12 protein-coding genes and 2 tRNA genes are annotated in these 15408 nt (G+C 61.8%); 2 read left to right on the top strand and 12 right to left on the bottom strand.

Annotation, left to right across the window (positions count from 1 at the left end; genetic code table 11):
- Positions 1 to 590: 590 nt before the first annotated feature.
- From D3260_RS17955 to D3260_RS02040, 7 genes are all read right to left on the bottom strand, one after another.
- Complete coding sequence (locus D3260_RS17955; protein ID WP_158583348.1) at positions 591 to 1067, bottom strand: type IV pilin protein; 477 nt, start codon at positions 1065 to 1067, stop codon at positions 591 to 593.
- On the bottom strand, positions 1064 to 4795 hold the full coding sequence (locus tag D3260_RS02065) for a pilus assembly protein (protein ID WP_120096877.1): 3732 nt from the start codon (positions 4793 to 4795) through the stop codon (positions 1064 to 1066). The genes D3260_RS17955 and D3260_RS02065 overlap by 4 nt, the downstream gene beginning before the upstream one ends.
- 12 nt (positions 4796 to 4807) lie before the next feature.
- Entirely contained in the window at positions 4808 to 5404 is a 597-nt protein-coding gene (locus tag D3260_RS02060) for a PilX N-terminal domain-containing pilus assembly protein (RefSeq protein ID WP_120096876.1), read from the bottom strand.
- Positions 5405 to 5407: 3 nt separating this feature from the next.
- Positions 5408 to 6169 carry a PilW family protein gene (locus tag D3260_RS02055; RefSeq protein WP_158583353.1) on the bottom strand — a complete coding sequence of 254 codons (762 nt, stop codon included), beginning with the start codon at positions 6167 to 6169 and terminating at the stop codon, positions 5408 to 5410.
- Positions 6166 to 6672, bottom strand: a complete 507-nt coding sequence (gene pilV, locus D3260_RS02050) for a type IV pilus modification protein PilV (RefSeq protein WP_158583347.1) — start codon at positions 6670 to 6672, stop codon at positions 6166 to 6168. Before pilV ends, D3260_RS02055 begins: the two co-directional genes overlap by 4 nt.
- 20 nt (positions 6673 to 6692) lie before the next feature.
- Positions 6693 to 7211 carry a GspH/FimT family pseudopilin gene (locus D3260_RS02045; protein WP_158583346.1) on the bottom strand — a complete coding sequence of 173 codons (519 nt, stop codon included), beginning with the start codon at positions 7209 to 7211 and terminating at the stop codon, positions 6693 to 6695.
- Positions 7212 to 7405: 194 nt separating this feature from the next.
- Positions 7406 to 7481, bottom strand: a tRNA-Thr gene (locus D3260_RS02040).
- A 182-nt stretch (positions 7482 to 7663) separates the two neighbouring features.
- On the opposite strand from D3260_RS02040, the gene D3260_RS02035 reads away from it, so the two are divergent.
- Positions 7664 to 7753, top strand: a tRNA-Ser gene (locus D3260_RS02035).
- Positions 7754 to 7827: 74 nt separating this feature from the next.
- Complete coding sequence (locus tag D3260_RS02030) at positions 7828 to 8847, top strand: class I fructose-bisphosphate aldolase (RefSeq protein ID WP_120096873.1); 1020 nt, start codon at positions 7828 to 7830, stop codon at positions 8845 to 8847.
- A 446-nt stretch (positions 8848 to 9293) separates the two neighbouring features.
- Here D3260_RS02030 and dapE read toward each other — a convergent pair whose 3' ends face one another.
- The 5 genes from dapE to map all read right to left on the bottom strand — a co-directional run bounded on the left by dapE (position 9294) and on the right by map (position 15195).
- Positions 9294 to 10430: a succinyl-diaminopimelate desuccinylase gene (dapE, locus tag D3260_RS02025; protein ID WP_233543913.1), complete on the bottom strand. Its 1137-nt coding sequence runs from the start codon at positions 10428 to 10430 to the stop codon at positions 9294 to 9296.
- Between the two features lie 5 nt (positions 10431 to 10435).
- Entirely contained in the window at positions 10436 to 10789 is a 354-nt protein-coding gene (locus tag D3260_RS02020) for an arsenate reductase family protein (protein ID WP_120096871.1), read from the bottom strand.
- A 6-nt stretch (positions 10790 to 10795) separates the two neighbouring features.
- Entirely contained in the window at positions 10796 to 11620 is an 825-nt protein-coding gene (gene dapD, locus D3260_RS02015; protein ID WP_120096870.1) for a 2,3,4,5-tetrahydropyridine-2,6-dicarboxylate N-succinyltransferase, read from the bottom strand.
- A 121-nt stretch (positions 11621 to 11741) separates the two neighbouring features.
- Positions 11742 to 14423, bottom strand: a complete 2682-nt coding sequence (gene glnD / locus D3260_RS02010) for a [protein-PII] uridylyltransferase (protein ID WP_120096869.1) — start codon at positions 14421 to 14423, stop codon at positions 11742 to 11744.
- 4 nt (positions 14424 to 14427) lie between these two features.
- Positions 14428 to 15195 carry a type I methionyl aminopeptidase gene (map, locus tag D3260_RS02005; RefSeq protein ID WP_120096868.1) on the bottom strand — a complete coding sequence of 256 codons (768 nt, stop codon included), beginning with the start codon at positions 15193 to 15195 and terminating at the stop codon, positions 14428 to 14430.
- Positions 15196 to 15408 lie beyond the last annotated feature (213 nt).

Below are 15408 nucleotides of genomic sequence, written 5' to 3'. Positions count from 1 at the left end.
CGTCAGCTGTTTTCAACGCCATCGAAAAATAAACGCCGGCGCTCATTTTTTGCAAGACAAGGCATCGGACGCGTACGGCCGTCATTCTGGCGTCGCGAACGACAACGCCGGATTGCGGAAAATGACCGCCGTCCCGTCGGGTTGCGCGCGAAGTGTGAACAGGCTCCAAGGAACCTCTGATCTATTCATCCACGGTCGCGCCGGTGTCTTCTGCGCGCGTCTGACAAGACGCCGCGAGCGCCGTTTGCTGAATGCAAATGAGCGAGCGGCAACGCCGCTCAGGCGCGCGCAAAAGCCCGGCCGCCAAGCGGTTTGGCCCAAAAGGCCGCGCTACGGCCTTGCATGGCTGGATCATGGCGTGGCTATGACGCGGCGCCATGCGTCTTGTATCGTGGCCTTTTGGGACTCAAACGCGACCGTGGATGAATAGATCAGAGGTTCCCTAATCAGATCTACTTTCATGACGGGTCGATAACAGCCGATCCCGTTCGAAGCGTGGTCACGCAAAGGCTGGCACCGACTGGCTCCGGCCCCACGCTTTGAGTTGGCCTCGCTCCGTCGCCGCTGTCGAATCGGCCAAGCGAGAATACCTACCAGCAACGGGCCGTCACGTCCTTGCCCTTGCCATCGCCGGCACCGCTCCAGGCTTTTTTGACGTCCCGTTCGTTGATCACGAAAGTTCGACATGGGTCGTTGGTCTGATCGCCCCGGGCCGTAGCTACGACGGTGTATCGCTGTGTGTCATCGTCAACGATGGAGGTCTTGACGTCATAGAAGCCGTTTTCTGTCGCGTCTGGCAGGCTGAGCGCTGTCATCGAATTCAAGTATCGATTCTGATTGGCGGCGTAGAGCTGCTCTTGGCGATTGGCTGCCCGTAGCACCAGGCTTTTGGCCTCGGTTCGTCTGGCTTTACGCACCTTGTCTATGTACGTGGGATATGCGATTGCGGCCAGAATGCCGATGATCGCAACGACAATCATCAGCTCGATCAACGAGAAACCAAGTATAGGTGCATGGACTGTCGTTGGCCGCGAATGGCCGGACGAATCAGTTCGTTGATCGATCATTCGCGGATTTCCCGCCATGAACGCCGCCCGCTTGATTGGACATCACTAAGCAGAATATTGACATCGCCACCGGAGGTCGAGCCACCGATCAGGCGTACGGTGTTCGTCGAGCGATCGCTGAGTCGCGCGAGCGTCCCGGCCGAGCCGCCGCTAAGTGCCACGCCACTGGCGGTCGCGCGCTCGCCGTTGCCGAGTTGGAGGTTATCGTCGGCATTGATGACGCCGTCTCCGTTGACGTCGAATACATTCGTATCGGGCGAGCCGCCACTTGCCAGATCCAACGCCATCACGAAGCCACTTCGGGTAATTGAGCAGGCGTTGCGCCCCTTGATCGTCGTCGTGAATTCGAGTCTCGAGGTGCGCAATGCCGCGATCGGACGCGTCAGTATCGCTTCGCCATCGCCCGGCAGATCGAACCGCCAGCCCCGATAGGTGTTGTCCGCGCTCGTACCGAAACGAATCGGGTGTCTGGTTACAATGCGAAATTGTAGACTGCGGCGATCCTGCGTCTCGCGAAGTGATTGTTCGAGCAACTGGTCTCGTGAGACGGACCAATTATTGCGGGCACTTGGTGAAACGACGTTGTCCGATGTCGAAAAGACGGCCGGATCCCAGACGCCGTAGACCGAATTGGCACCGCGGGCCTGATCGTCGATCGAGAGCACATCCTGGCCTGTGCCGACGTAGACCATGGCGCCGTAGGTGCTGCCGTAGGGGTGTGGGATCGCAACGGGCGCGGTCGTGATCGGCTGCGGATCGCCGTTGGCACTGACGGCACGAAACAGGGGCTGTGCCGGGTTGCGCCAGGCGGATGGATCGGTCGAGGTGAGATCGAATTTCCAGACGTTGCCCTGGAAATCGCCGGCATAGATGAAGTCTGCGATGTGGTCGTTGTCCAGATCGAGCACTGCGGGCGAGGCGAGACCGTTACGCCCGGCCGTGTCGCCCCCGCCGGGCGCGCTTGCCTCGAGGCGACGTATCAGTTGCCCGGTTTCCATGTCGACAATATAGAGTCGGGCCCCGGCCTGGCGGCTATTGTAGCCGTTGCCGAAGATGGCGGCCCAGCGGCCACTGTGCAGGCGCGCAATAACCGGGTCGCCATAGGTCAGCCCGAGACCGGGATCCCGAAATTCCCACTTGACGATATTGCCGACGTTCGCCCGAGTGAAATCTTTCGGGTTAGTGATGTCCAGTGCGTAGATCGTGCGCCCGCCGCTACGTAGACCGCCAACCAGCATGGTGCGCCATTGTCCGCCGACGAACACGGCACCGGAGGTCGACTGGCCGTCCACGAAGTATTGATGCACATACTGCGATGACTGCAATCCGGTGTCTGGCGCGCCGATTCCGTTGAGCACAGCATTGGGTACGAAGGCCAGTTTCTCGTCGCCGGTGTTTGCATCGAAGCCGTGGAGCATGCCGTCGTTTGCACCGACGTAGATCATTGGCGTGCGCGCGGCATTGTCGACGGCGAAACCACGGCCGGCCGCTGGATTGTAGTACAACCCATTGTTTTCGGGCGCCGTGAGCTCGGGGTGGCGAGCATCCTGAAACCGGCCGGCGTAGAGGGCCGGATTGGGCGCGCCGACATAGGTCGGCACGGAATGCACGATATCGCCCAGTACGGTGTTGTTAACGGGATTACCGCGATTACGCATGTTGCCACCATTGGACTGCTCGTCGCCGCGATAACCTCTCAGATAGAATATTGTCGTTGGATCCAACCCCGGAAATTCCCGGGTGTAGCTGACGGGATCGGCGGCAAAGCGCACGCTGTCGACCTGGCCGCCGCTGTCGCTGTCGGTACGGCGCAGATCGGTCACCACCAGACGGGTGTCCTGCGCGGGATTGGTGAAGCCCGTCAGTTGGTCGGCGGCGCTCCACTCTCGGCCGTTTGGGGTGGCATCACCATTGACCGCATCGTAGGCAACGAGGTTGCCGGTCCAGTTCGAGGGCGCATAGCTCGTCTGATAGACATCAGTGCCCAGCGAAAAATTGCGTGAACTCGCCGACGCATTGGTCAGCGTGGACTCGCGCGCGAGGATATCGGTCAACGTTTGTGTGAAGCGGTCGGTCAGCTCTTCAGGCGATTCCGCGTTGAGCAGCTGGCCGTGCGTGTCCAGAGTGGCATGCCAGAGGTCATCAATTTCAAAAGCGCCGCCGACCGGCATTCCGCCGCTCGGAATTTTCTGTAGATTATCGTCGACATACCACGGGGGCGGATACTGGTACGGTTGGCGATTCGCCTGAGGGTAGGCGGTCGTGTTGCCGAATATCGGGCCGTTTAGCCCGACAGTGACGCCGAATGTCGTCATGTGTAGATTGGGATTGCAGTCGAGCGACGCATCGGGACAGCCAGCTGGCAGCGCCAGTTGTCCACGCTGTGTGTCGTAAGGCGCCGGTGCGTTCAGGTCGCTGTAGAAACGCATCGCGATATCCGACATCGCGTTACGATAGCCGTCGCTGTCGCGATCGCCGATATCGTTGACCTGTCCGCTGTTGAAGCCGTCAGTGAACAAGATCCCATAATTGCGCTGACAGGCCGACTGGATGATCGATTTGTTGTTTTCGAGCTCCTTGCCGAGGTCGTAGAGGGCAGGTCGGTTGGGGGTTCCGAGTGGGGAGTGAAAGTCGATGTTGTATATCGACTTGCGGAATGCTTCTCGAGCGCTGGCACTCTCAAGAGAGCGCATGGTCATTGCCTGAAAGTTGCCTGCGCTGGCGCGTGAGTCGGCTTCGTTGATCGAGCAGGCGGCAACGCGAACTTTCGGGAGACGATCGAAAGCGGTCGTGACGGCCCCGCGAATCGCCAAGCTGCGCTTTCGGTAGTAGCTATACCAGTTGGCGAAGTTCTGAATCGCGGCCCGGTATTGGCGTCTGCCTTCCGCGTCGTCGGAAAAATTGGACGGCCTAATCTGGTAAGAGCGCATGGGTTCGCCGTTCGGCCCTTTGCCACCGAACACTGAGCCGTTATATCGGCTGTAATTATCGGGCAGTGCTTGACCGGCCGGCAGAAAGAACGTGGCCGGAAAATACTTGATACCGATCTCGGTGTAATTCTGAAACGTGACCGGTCGGTTGTAGCTCTGCCAGCGACCGTCGATATAAATCGGCAAGTTGGCATCGATATAGATGCCGGGACCAACGAGAAATCGCTCATTGTTCTTGCTGCTGCTGATGTCGTTGGTCAGATTCATTGATGTGGTGCCAATCGCCGGGTCGGACAGCGCTGCCTGTGGATCGGCGTTCGGATAACCTATCCAGGGTCGATAGGTCACGGTCGGGTCGAAGTAGGCCTTGTTATATCGCGCCGAACGCGTAAATCCCAATTGTTCGACAGGGGGGGCCGCATTATCGAAGTTTCCGCCATTGGCGCAGTACACGCGACGGTCTCTATACCCGTCGTCATTGCAACCATTCGGGAAGAGATAGCTGTAGTTATAGAAATCGCCCTGATCGCTGTAAAATGTCCCGTTACTTTTGGTAAAGCGATATCGACTCGATCCTGCCCGTTGCCAGTAGAGCGTTCCATTGAGCGTCGGGAACAACAACTCGGAGTCCATAGAGGCCGAGTTATCGACTGCGACAAGCACGTTGGGCGGCGGGCCACCGCTGCCTGGCGGTTGATCGTCGAGACTTAGCGAGCTGTTGTCCTGAGCGGAGGCGTTCGTACCGATGAATGTGACGGCCAGCAGGAGCGTGTAGGTGATCCTTTTTGTTGTTGTCATGACATCCCTGCCTCAGTGGTCGATTTCATAGACGCTTTGCGCCATCGCGCTCGCTGCAGGCGATGCACCGTCCGCGCGGGCGGAAATCAGGAAATAGAAATTCGCATCGGTACGACCGTCGCCGGCCGCGCTCTGGCTGGCGAAGGCCAGATAATCGACGCGGTAGACCACATGAATCGGCGCGCCGCCTTGCGTCGTTGGCAGTTCGAAGGTTCGTACGGTCGGTGCTTGCCAGAAAGCCGTGTCTGCATAGTCCTGTGCAAACACGTTGTGCCAGCCGGCGCTTGGGTCGTTCTGAAAGCTGGCGAGATTCACGGCCCGGGCGAGCTGCCCCGCAGGGCCGGCGCAGCTATTCTGCTGGCTGGGCACGATGAAAAGCGCCATGCATTGGGTGAAACCCGAGTCCGACATCAGGCTCTCGACGTGGGCGAGGGCAGCGTCCGCTGCCTGCAGTGCCCGATTCTTCTCCTGCTGGTTGGTCGCCATGCGGGTGCCGAGCGTCGAGGAGTTGATGGCCGATACCGCGAGCAGCGTCAGCACCACAAGCAGTACCAGACTGGTCACCAGAATCAGACCCTGCTGTCTTTGAAATGTCTTCCCGGTGTCCATCGATCAATCCGGAATGAGATTCGGAAGCGCGATTGTTTCGTCCAGGAGCATATGAATACGTCGATCATCAAAGGTCGTGATGCTGCCGTCGGCGAACGTGAAAGTACGTTCGATGTTTGCGGCTAGCGGGGTCTTGCCGTATTCGCTGGACAGCAAAAGCTGAATACGGATGCTGCGTACCTGGACCGCCTGTCCGGCAGATAGCGACGCGACAAAGCGATCAACCCCGGGCGTCTTGTCGGAATCGAGGCCGTAGGTCACTTCGAAGGCATCCACGTTTTCGGCTATCGGTTGTCGGTCGCCACCGATGACATGGCAGATCAGGCTGTTGTTATTGTTGATATAAAACTCGAAATCAGCGGTCTCGATGTCGGTCGTGCGACCAATATCTTTGCCACGGCAGTCCCGTATACCGCCGCCGCTTTTGTAACGTATGCGCAAGGTGTCGTCGTAACCATGAGTATCGGGCTGATCCGCGACCACGGCACCGGCTGCAAGGCCGGGCTTGCCCGGCATCGAGGGAAAGATATCCGCCGCACGGACATTGAGTGGGACATGAAAGCCGGCGTGTGCGATCGAGTGCGAGAGTACGAATTCGGCGAGCCGAAGATTCTCCTGCACGCGCGACGTCGCCTCCTGTGCATCGAAGCTCTGGCGATTGCTGAGCATGATCTGAAGCACGCCGGCGAGGAGCAACAAGCCGATCGTCATGGCGACCATCAGTTCCACGAGACTGAAACCGCTTATGGTCGAGCGCCGCGTCATGGTGCCACCTCGGAAATGAGGCAGGCACCGTGAATATCGTGTCGGGTATCGGCACATCGCAGCCCGGCGGTCTGATCGTCGGCGTGGTCACGCAGCCGCCAGCCGATCGTGACCCGATAAACGCTGCAGCGCGAACCGCCGGCCTCGGTTCGAGCACAGTCGACGAATCCGCGGCCATTGGGCAGCGTATCGGCGATCCCCTGGGACCATTGCCAGACATCGAGGCGCGCCATGGCTTCGGGCGAGCAAGGCGTCTCGCTGCGGCACTTGTCAGAGGGCTCGCCCGGTGAGTCGATCGCGCTGTAGAACCCCTGGTCGGCAGCACGGGGATTGGCCTGCATACGCGCAGCAATATCCTGGATGGCGATTGAAGCGAGGGTACGGTATTGCGAGCTTTGTGTAGCGGTGATTGCATACGTCTGCAGGCCAAGCAGGCCGAGCAGACCGATCGAAATCACCACGATGGCGATCATCGCCTCCAGCAGCGTGAAGCCAGACTGCATGCCTGTTTGACGGCGCGCAATCATTCGCTGCAACTCTTGCCATCGGCGATCCGCACGCGACCGGTTGCCGCGATACAGACGACACGCGTGATGCCGATATCCGAACGTCCGCCTTGTATCGTGCGCCCGACCATGGCGAAGCCGCTGGAATTGAAGGAAAGCGGCGTTCCATTGTCACCTCGGAGCAAAAAATCCGGACCGAGCCCGGCATGCACCCGAATGATCCGATCGTCGACCGGGGTGGCTGGACAACTGCCGTCGCTGTCCTGTCGGTAGACGATCCATCCCGAGCGCCAGTCGCCGGCTGCCCGGCCGCTGCCACACGCGGTCTGGCTACCGCTGCTGCACACACAGATGGTGGTGCCGCGAGATACGGCCTGACTGCGCGCGTAGTTGAGTGTGGCGACCAGATCGTTGAGGCCGGCGGTCAGACTGTTGCGCTCGACCATGCGATGGTAGGACGGCATGGCAACCGCCACCAGGATCGCTGCGACCGCGATCGTCACCAGCACTTCCAGCAGCGTAAACCCCTTTGTCACCACCCCCTCCGTGTCGGGTACGCACCACGACATGATCATTATGCACGATCGGGGCACGGAATCGCCGGTGTCGGGTATCGGCTGATGGCCGGGAGCGTTCGAGGCGATGTCGATCCGCACGCGTAGTGCGTGGGCGGCGGCTGGCGCCAGACATGAAAAAAAGCCTGCATATCCGTGATATGCAGGCTTTCGTATGGTGCCGGGAAGAGGAATCGAACCTCCGACCTACTAATTACGAATCAGTTGCTCTACCGACTGAGCTATCCCGGCGAATCTTGCGAGGCGCGGAGTATAAAGAAAGCAGGGCGTCTCCACAATGCCCGATGGACAATCGATGGATTACGCGTTTTGCGGCTTGCATTCGAGGGCGTCGGCCGACGAAAATAGCGGGATAACGACAAGGCGGTCGATGATGCTCATCGACGATTCAGCCGGCCAAAACTAGCGTTCACGGAGAGGTGGCAGAGCGGTTGATTGCACCGGTCTTGAAAACCGGCAGGGGTTCACGCCCCTCGTGGGTTCGAATCCCACCCTCTCCGCCATCCTCCACACGAAGATTTTGCTCATGCCGATCGCGTATCGATCGGGTCTACGCATTTTTGGAGGAGAGAATCCGATGAATTCGGAAACGCTGACGCGTACCGCGCAAGAAATCATGGCCGACGGGAAGGGTATTCTCGCGGCGGACGAGTCGACCGGTACGATCACCAAGCGATTGTCGAGCATCGACGTCGAGTCAACGGAAGGCAATCGACAGGCCTACCGTAATCTGCTGTTCACCACGGAAGGTGTGGCACAGCACATCAGCGGCGTGATCCTGTACGAGGAAACCCTGTATCAGGCTGCCGACGACGGCACGCCCTTTCCCAAACTGCTGGCCGACCAGGGCATCGTGCCCGGCATCAAGGTCGACAAGGGCGCCAAGCCGCTGGCGCTCTCCGGCGACGAGAAGATCACCGAAGGGCTCGACGGGTTGCGCGAGCGGCTGGCCGACTACGCCAAGGCCGGTGCCCGCTTTGCCAAGTGGCGCGCGGTGATCGATATCGCCGATGACCAGCCGACGGATTACTGCATCGATGTCAATGCGAACGCGCTCGCGCGTTATGCCGCCCTCTGTCAGGAAGCCGATATCGTGCCGATCGTCGAGCCGGAAGTGCTCATGGACGGCGGCCACGACATCGCCGTGTGTGAAGCCGTGACCGGTCGCGTGCTCAAGGCGGTCTTCGATGCCCTGAACACGCAGCAGGTGATGCTGGAGGGCATGCTCCTCAAGCCCAACATGATCATCGCCGGCAAGAAGTCTGCGCGGCAGGCGGATGTCGATGCCGTGGCCGAGGCAACGCTGCGTTGTCTGAAGCGGTATGTGCCGGCATCGGTGCCGGGCATCGTGTTCCTGTCGGGGGGGCAGAGCGATGAGCTGGCCACCGCGCATCTCGATGCCATGAACAAGCGCGGCCCGCATCCGTGGAAGCTGTCGTTTTCCTACGGTCGGGCGCTACAGGCGCCGGCGCTCGCGGCCTGGCGCGGCGAGCCCGAAAACGTGCCGGCAGCGCAGGCGGCGTACCTCAAGCGGGCGCGCAACAACGGCGCGGCCGCCGCCGGTCGTTACGAGTCGACGATGGAAAACGTGGCCTGAGCGGACTGCCGCCCGAGGCATGGTCCGAGCCGGCGTCTGTATGACGCCGGCTTTTCATTATCGATCGGCTCGTCCTTGATCGACGCTGATCGACGCGTTGTCGGTGTACGCGGAAGACTGGCCGCGGCCATCGCCATGTAAGCGCGCCAGAAAACGGATGACAGGCAAATCGACATGCCCCGGACGCCGACGGTTCAATCCGGGCCGTCGACGAACGTCGGGCTTGCCGGTTCGCTGTTCCGGTGCGGAGCGGTGGCTCATGTTGCCAGGCCACGTGGCTGGGCCGCATGGCCGGTTCTTGGGTGCAACCCGACGGGGCGGCGGTCCCATTTTCGCAATTCGGCGTTATCGTTCGCGACGCCAGAATGACGGCCGTACGCGCCCGATGCCTCGTCTTGCAAAAAAATGGGCGCCGGCACGGCGCACGCAGGACGTGTTGACAGGCCCTAGTCGATCAGAAGACGCGCCAGAATCGCCTCGTAGATTTCACTCAAGCGCGCGACGTCGCGGGCGGGGATGCGCTCGTCGGCCTGATGAATCGTCTGATTGCACGGGCCGAGTTCGATGACTTCAGCCCCGGTGGGGGCAATGAATCGGCCATCCGAGGTGCCGCCGCCGGTCGACAACGCTGGCGTCGTGCCAAGACAGGCCTGCACGCCGGCGCGGGTCGCCTGGATCAGCCGGCCTTCGGTGGTGACGAACGGTGCGCCGGAGAGGTGCCAGTCGATGGCCTCGGGCGGGATGCCATGGGCCTCGCCGTACGCCTCGGTGACGGCCCGCAGCGATTCCGCGCTCTGCAGCGTGGAAAACCGCCAGTTCACGGCCGCATCCGCAACACCGGGAATCACGTTTTCCGCGCCGGTGCCTGCATTCAGATTCGAGACCTGAAACGAGGTCGGCGGGAATGAGGCGTCGCCGTCGTCCCAGCGATGTGCAACCAGATCAGCCATTAATCCGAGCAGACGATGCAGGGCATTGTCGGCCTTGTGCGGGTAGGCGACATGGCCCTGCGTGCCACGCACGCGAACGCGCGCGTTCAGGCTGCCGCGACGCCCATGCTTGGCCGTATCGGCCAGCGCGAGATCGCTTGACGGCTCTCCGATCAGACAATGATCGATACGTTGCCCCCGCGCGCCCAGCCAGTCCAGCACGGCGCGTGTCCCGTCAACGGCAGGACCTTCCTCATCGCTGGTCAGCAGAAATGCCAGCCGACCGGCATGGTTCGGTTGGGCCGCACGAAAGCGTTCAGTGGCACAGACCATGGCCGCGACGCTGGATTTCATATCCGCGGCGCCGCGCCCGTAGAGCCAGCCGGCCTCGTCGACGTGGGCGGCGAACGGATCGTGCGTCCAGTCTTCGATGGGGCCCGGCGGCACCACATCGGTATGCCCGGCGAAGCAGGTGATCGGCCCGTGATCGCCGGCCACGGCCCAGAGATTGTCGACCGAGCCGAAGCGCAAATGCTCGACATGAAAGCCGGCACGGGCCAGGCGTTCGCCGATCAGGGCCTGGCAGCCGGCATCGTCGGGCGTCACCGACGGGCGACGAATCAACTCACGCGCGAGTTCGAGCGGTGCCTGCATGGACATCAATCCGCGCCGGCGAGCGCCGCTTCGTAACGCTCGGCCGAAAACCCGGCGAGTGTGTGCGGCGGCGCATCCAGGATCGGGCGCTTGATCAGCGTGGGATGCGCGATCAGCACCGGGATCGGGTCCTGTCGCGTCGCCTCACGCTGTTGTTCATCGAAGGCGCGCCAGGTCTGGCTCCGTTTGTTGATCAGCGCGTCGTCGCCGAGCGCTTCACGCCAGGCGACGAGCTGTTCGCGATTGACCGGGGTGTCCCGGAGATCGATGAATTCGTGCTTGATCCCGGTGCGTGTGAGCCACTGACGCGCCTTGCGGCAGCTATCACAGTTGCGGATTCCGTAAAGACGAACGGTCATGGCGGATCACTCGGCGTTGCGCAGCAGCTCGTTGACGCTGACCTTGGCCCGCGTGCCTTCATCCACTTTCTTGACGATGATCGCCGCGTTGATCGAATAGCGTCCATTGTCACGCGGCAGGCTGCCGGCAACCACGACCGAGCCGGCCGGCACTTCGCCGTGGATGATGGTATCGGCTTCGCGGTCGTAGATCGGGGTCGAGGCGCCGATGAACACGCCCATGGAGATGACCGAGCCGCGGCCGATGCGCACGCCTTCGACAATTTCCGAGCGTGCCCCGATGAAGCAGCCGTCCTCGACAATGGTGGGGGCGGCCTGGAGCGGCTCGAGAACGCCGCCGAGGCCGGCGCCGCCGGACAGATGCACGCCTTCGCCCACCTGGGCACAGGACCCGACGGTCGCCCAGGTATCGATCATCGAGCCACGGCCCACATAGGCGCCGATGTTCACGTAGCTCGGCATGAGCACGACGTTCGGCGCGATGTGGGCACCGCGGCGCACGGTCGCCGGCGGCACCACGCGTGCGCCCTGACGCTTGAAGGCAGCATCGTCGTAGTCGGCGAACTTCGAGGGCACCTTGTCGAAATACTGCGTGTAGGCGCCGTCCATCGGCGTGTTGTCACGCAGGCGGAAGGACACGAGCACGGCTTTCTTCAGCCACTCATTGACGTGCCAGCCGTCGGCCGTCGGCTCGGCAACACGGGCTTGGCCACTGTCGAGCTGGGCAAGGGCGGCCTCGACGGCCTCGACAATGCTCGGGTCGGCACTTCCCGGGGACAGCGTCTCGCGGTTGTCGAATGCGTCCTCGATGATCGACTGGATATCGGCCATGGTTGATTCCTGTATGCAATGCCGTGATGAAGCGCGCCGCGGTCGGGACATGAGACCGCGGCGCAAGGTCGGGGCGGAAGTCTAACGCGGCTCTCCCCGACGATGAAAAACCGCTGCGGGATCAGTTGTCCGCGCGATCGAGCTCGAGCGTCATGGTGCGCCGCAGTTCGCGCAGGATGCCTTCATCCCGAAGCGCGATCTGCTGACGGTCCGTGACGAAGAACACATCCTCGGCGCGCTCGCCGATAGTGGCGATCTTCGCGGTCTCGATGAGAATGCCGCATCGATGGAAGACATCGCCGATGATCGACAGCAGTCCAGGCCGATCGGCGGTGATGATCTCCATGATCGTGCAGTCGCGCTCGATCGCCTGCGAGAAATAGATCTGCGTCGGCACGTTGAAATACTGATTGCGTCGTGCCGGCCGGCGGGTGACGTCGATGCTCTCGATGGTCGGGTCGGCAATAGCGCTCACCAGCGCCTGTTCGACTTCCTCGCGCCGGAAGGCTTCGTGGATCGGCTCGCCCGTGCTGTCGGCGATGACATAGGTGTCCAGGGTGTAGTCGTCGCTTGTGGTGTTGATGCGCGCATCCAGTACCGACAGGCCGAGCTGGGCGAGTACCCCGGTCGTCACGCCGAACAGATAATCGCGGTCGCGTGTGTAGACGAACAGTGTCGTGCCCTGGTCGGGGATATCGGTCAACGTGACCAGCGGGCGGCCATCGTCGCCATGATCGATGATCGCCCGGGTCTGCCGGGCAATCTCGTCGGGACTGTGGCGCAGGAAGTATTCCGGTTCGAACCGAGTCCAGAGCTGCTTGAACGCGGGGGTGTTGATGCCGGCACGCGTGAGCATGGCGGCCGCGGAACTCCGGGTTTCGGCGACCAGCTCATCGCGGTTGAGCGGGTCGTCCAGGCCGCGTTCCAGGGCGCGGCGCGTATTCAGATAAAGATCGGTGAGCAGGCTTTCCTTCCACGCGTTCCACAGGTCCGGGTTAGTGGCGCGGATATCACAGACCGTGAGCAGAAACAGACGATCCAGGCGCTCGCGACTGCCGACCTCGCGGGCGAAATCGTTGACGACTTCGACATCGTTGATGTCGCGTCGCTGCGCGGTCATCGACATCAGCAGATGACGTCGGACCAGCCAGCACACGAGATCGGTGTCTTCGGAGGACAGACCGTGTGCTTCACAGAAATCACGCGCATCGGCCGCGCCGAGTTCCGAGTGATCGCCGCCGCGTCCCTTGGCGATATCGTGCATCAGGCCGGCGATATAGAGAATCTGCGGCTTGTTGAGCGACTGCATCAGCTCGCTGGCAAAAGGCAGTTCGTCGTCGAACCGGGACAGCGTCAGCCGGCGCATGTTGCGGATCACGAACAATGTGTGCTCGTCGACCGTCAACGTATGGAACAGGTCGTACTGCATCCGCCCGATGATCTGGCCGAAGTTGGGCAGATACCGTCCGAGGATGCCGTAGCGATTCATGCGACGCAGGGCGCGGATCACGCCGCTGCGCTGACGTAGAATCTCGGTGAAGAGGCGCCGGCAATGGATTGAATTGCGGAAACTTTCGTCAATCAGGCGCCGGTCCCGACGCATCAGGCGCAGCGTGCGGGCCCGAATGCCGTGCAGGCCGGGGCGAGTCTCCATCAGGTAGAAGATCTCGAGCAGGGCGCTCGGCGTCTGCTCGAATACCCGGTCGCTCGTGACCTCGATGAAACCGTGACGTGCCTGGAATCGCTCGTTGATCGGGCGCGGCCGTTCGTCCTCTTCATCGTCTACGTGAAGAATGGCCTCCGAAAAGAGTTGAAGTAGAATATCATTTAATGCCGATAAGGCTTTGATATTTCGATAATAACGCTGCATGAATCGCTCGACTGCGAGCGTGTTCTCGGCATCGTCGTAGCCCAGCATGTGGGCGATCTGGATCTGATGATCGAACAGCAGTCGATTTTCGTTGCGCCCGGTCAGCACATGCAGGGCGAAGCGTACGCGCCAGAGAAACGCCTGGCCGCGCTGCAGATCGCTGTACTCGCGCTGGCTCAGGAAACCGTAGTCGACAAGCCCGTCCAGTGTCTGGGCCGAGAACTGTCGCTTGGCCACCCAGGCGATGGTCTGGATATCCCGCAGGCCGCCGGGCGACTCCTTCACGTTCGGTTCGAGCTTGTAGGCCGTTTCGTCGAAGCGTGCATGGCGTGTGTTCTGTTCGGCGATCTTCGCGTTGAAGAAATCCGCCGAGGGCCAGACGTGTTCGGCCGAGGTGGCCGCGCGCATGCGCGCGAACAGCGCCGGGTCGCCGGCCAGTACGCGAGACTCCATCAGGTTGGTGATGATGGTGATGTCGTCGGCGGCGATTTCGGCGCACTCGGCCGGCGTACGGACGGCGTGGCCGATCTCGAGGCCCAGATCCCAGAGATGAGTCAGGAAGCTCTCGATCGAGGGGCGTACCGTCTCGAGCTGGCCGCTCTCGTAGAGTACGAGCAGATCGATGTCCGACTGCGGCAGCAGCTCGTTGCGACCGTATCCGCCTACCGCGACCAGGCAGGCATGTTCGGTGGCGGTGAGCACGCGCCAGGCGTGTTGAAGCACGCGATCGACGATCTGGCCGCGTGCCTTGACCAGTCGCCCGATCGAGACCTCGGCCGTGAACGCGTCGGCGATGCGTCGCTGCCCTTCGCCGAGCGTGTCGCGTACGGCATGCAGATCACGGATATCGAGCGCATCGATCGTATCGAGGAAATCGGCCCAGCCATCCAGGCCGGGAGTCGTCGCGTCGGCGCGGCTGGTGATCGCGTTCATGGTCTCAGGCGGTGGCCAGCTGGCTCGGCGTGAGAATTTCGACGCCGTCCTCGGTGACGAGGATCGTGTGTTCCCACTGTGCCGAGAGCGAGTGATCCTTGGTGACCACCGTCCAGCCGTCGGGCAGCAGTTTCACATGACGTTTACCGGCATTGACCATCGGCTCGATGGTGAAGGTCATGCCGGCTTCCAGCGTCGTGCCGCTGCCGGCCGTGCCGTAATGCAGCACCTGTGGCTCCTCGTGAAAGCCGCGGCCGATGCCGTGGCCACAGTACTCGCGCACGACCGAGGCGCGCTGTGATTCGACGAATGTCTGGATCGCCGCGCCGATGTCGCCGAGTGTGGCGCCCGGGCGCACCTGGTCGATGCCGACATAGAGCGCGCGCTCGGCGATATCGGAGACCCGCGCCGCTTTCACCGACGGTTCGCCGGCAAAGAACATGCGCGAGGTGTCACCGTGGTAGCCGTCCTTGATGAGCGTTACGTCGATATTGACGGAATCGCCTTTCTTGAGCTGCTTGTCGCCGGGAATGCCGTGACACACCACATGGTTGACCGATGTGCACACGGATTTCGGAAAGCCGTTGTAGTTGAGCGGCGCGGGCGTGGTGCCGAGCTCATCGACCATGTAATCGTGGCAGCGCGTGTTGAGTTCGTCCGTGGTCACGCCCGGGACCACATACGGTCCGATCATGTCGAGGACCATGGCCGCGAGACGACCGGCCTCGCGCATCTTTTCCTGTTCTTCGGGCGTCTTGATCGTTGCGCTCATCTGACGGATATCCTTGGCTTTCGAATCGAGGCGGCAGCGTTTGTGTTCGGGGTGTCGCGCACGGCATCGCATCCGCGTCGCGGGTTTCAGAGCCAGGCCGGCGGTCGTGTCCGGAAGACGCTGCGCTGCCGCGAATTCTACGCGACTGCGCGAGCATGCCGGCCAGCCGAGGCGTCAACGACGTTCGGCAGGGCGCGGCACATGCGGATTGGT

It is taken from the genome of Salinisphaera sp. Q1T1-3 (genome assembly GCF_003602005.1).
In the GTDB taxonomy this organism is placed as follows: Bacteria; Pseudomonadota; Gammaproteobacteria; order Nevskiales; family Salinisphaeraceae; genus Salinisphaera.
Note: the sequence above shows the minus strand (reverse complement) of the source record. Positions and strands in the feature narration are given on the sequence as shown.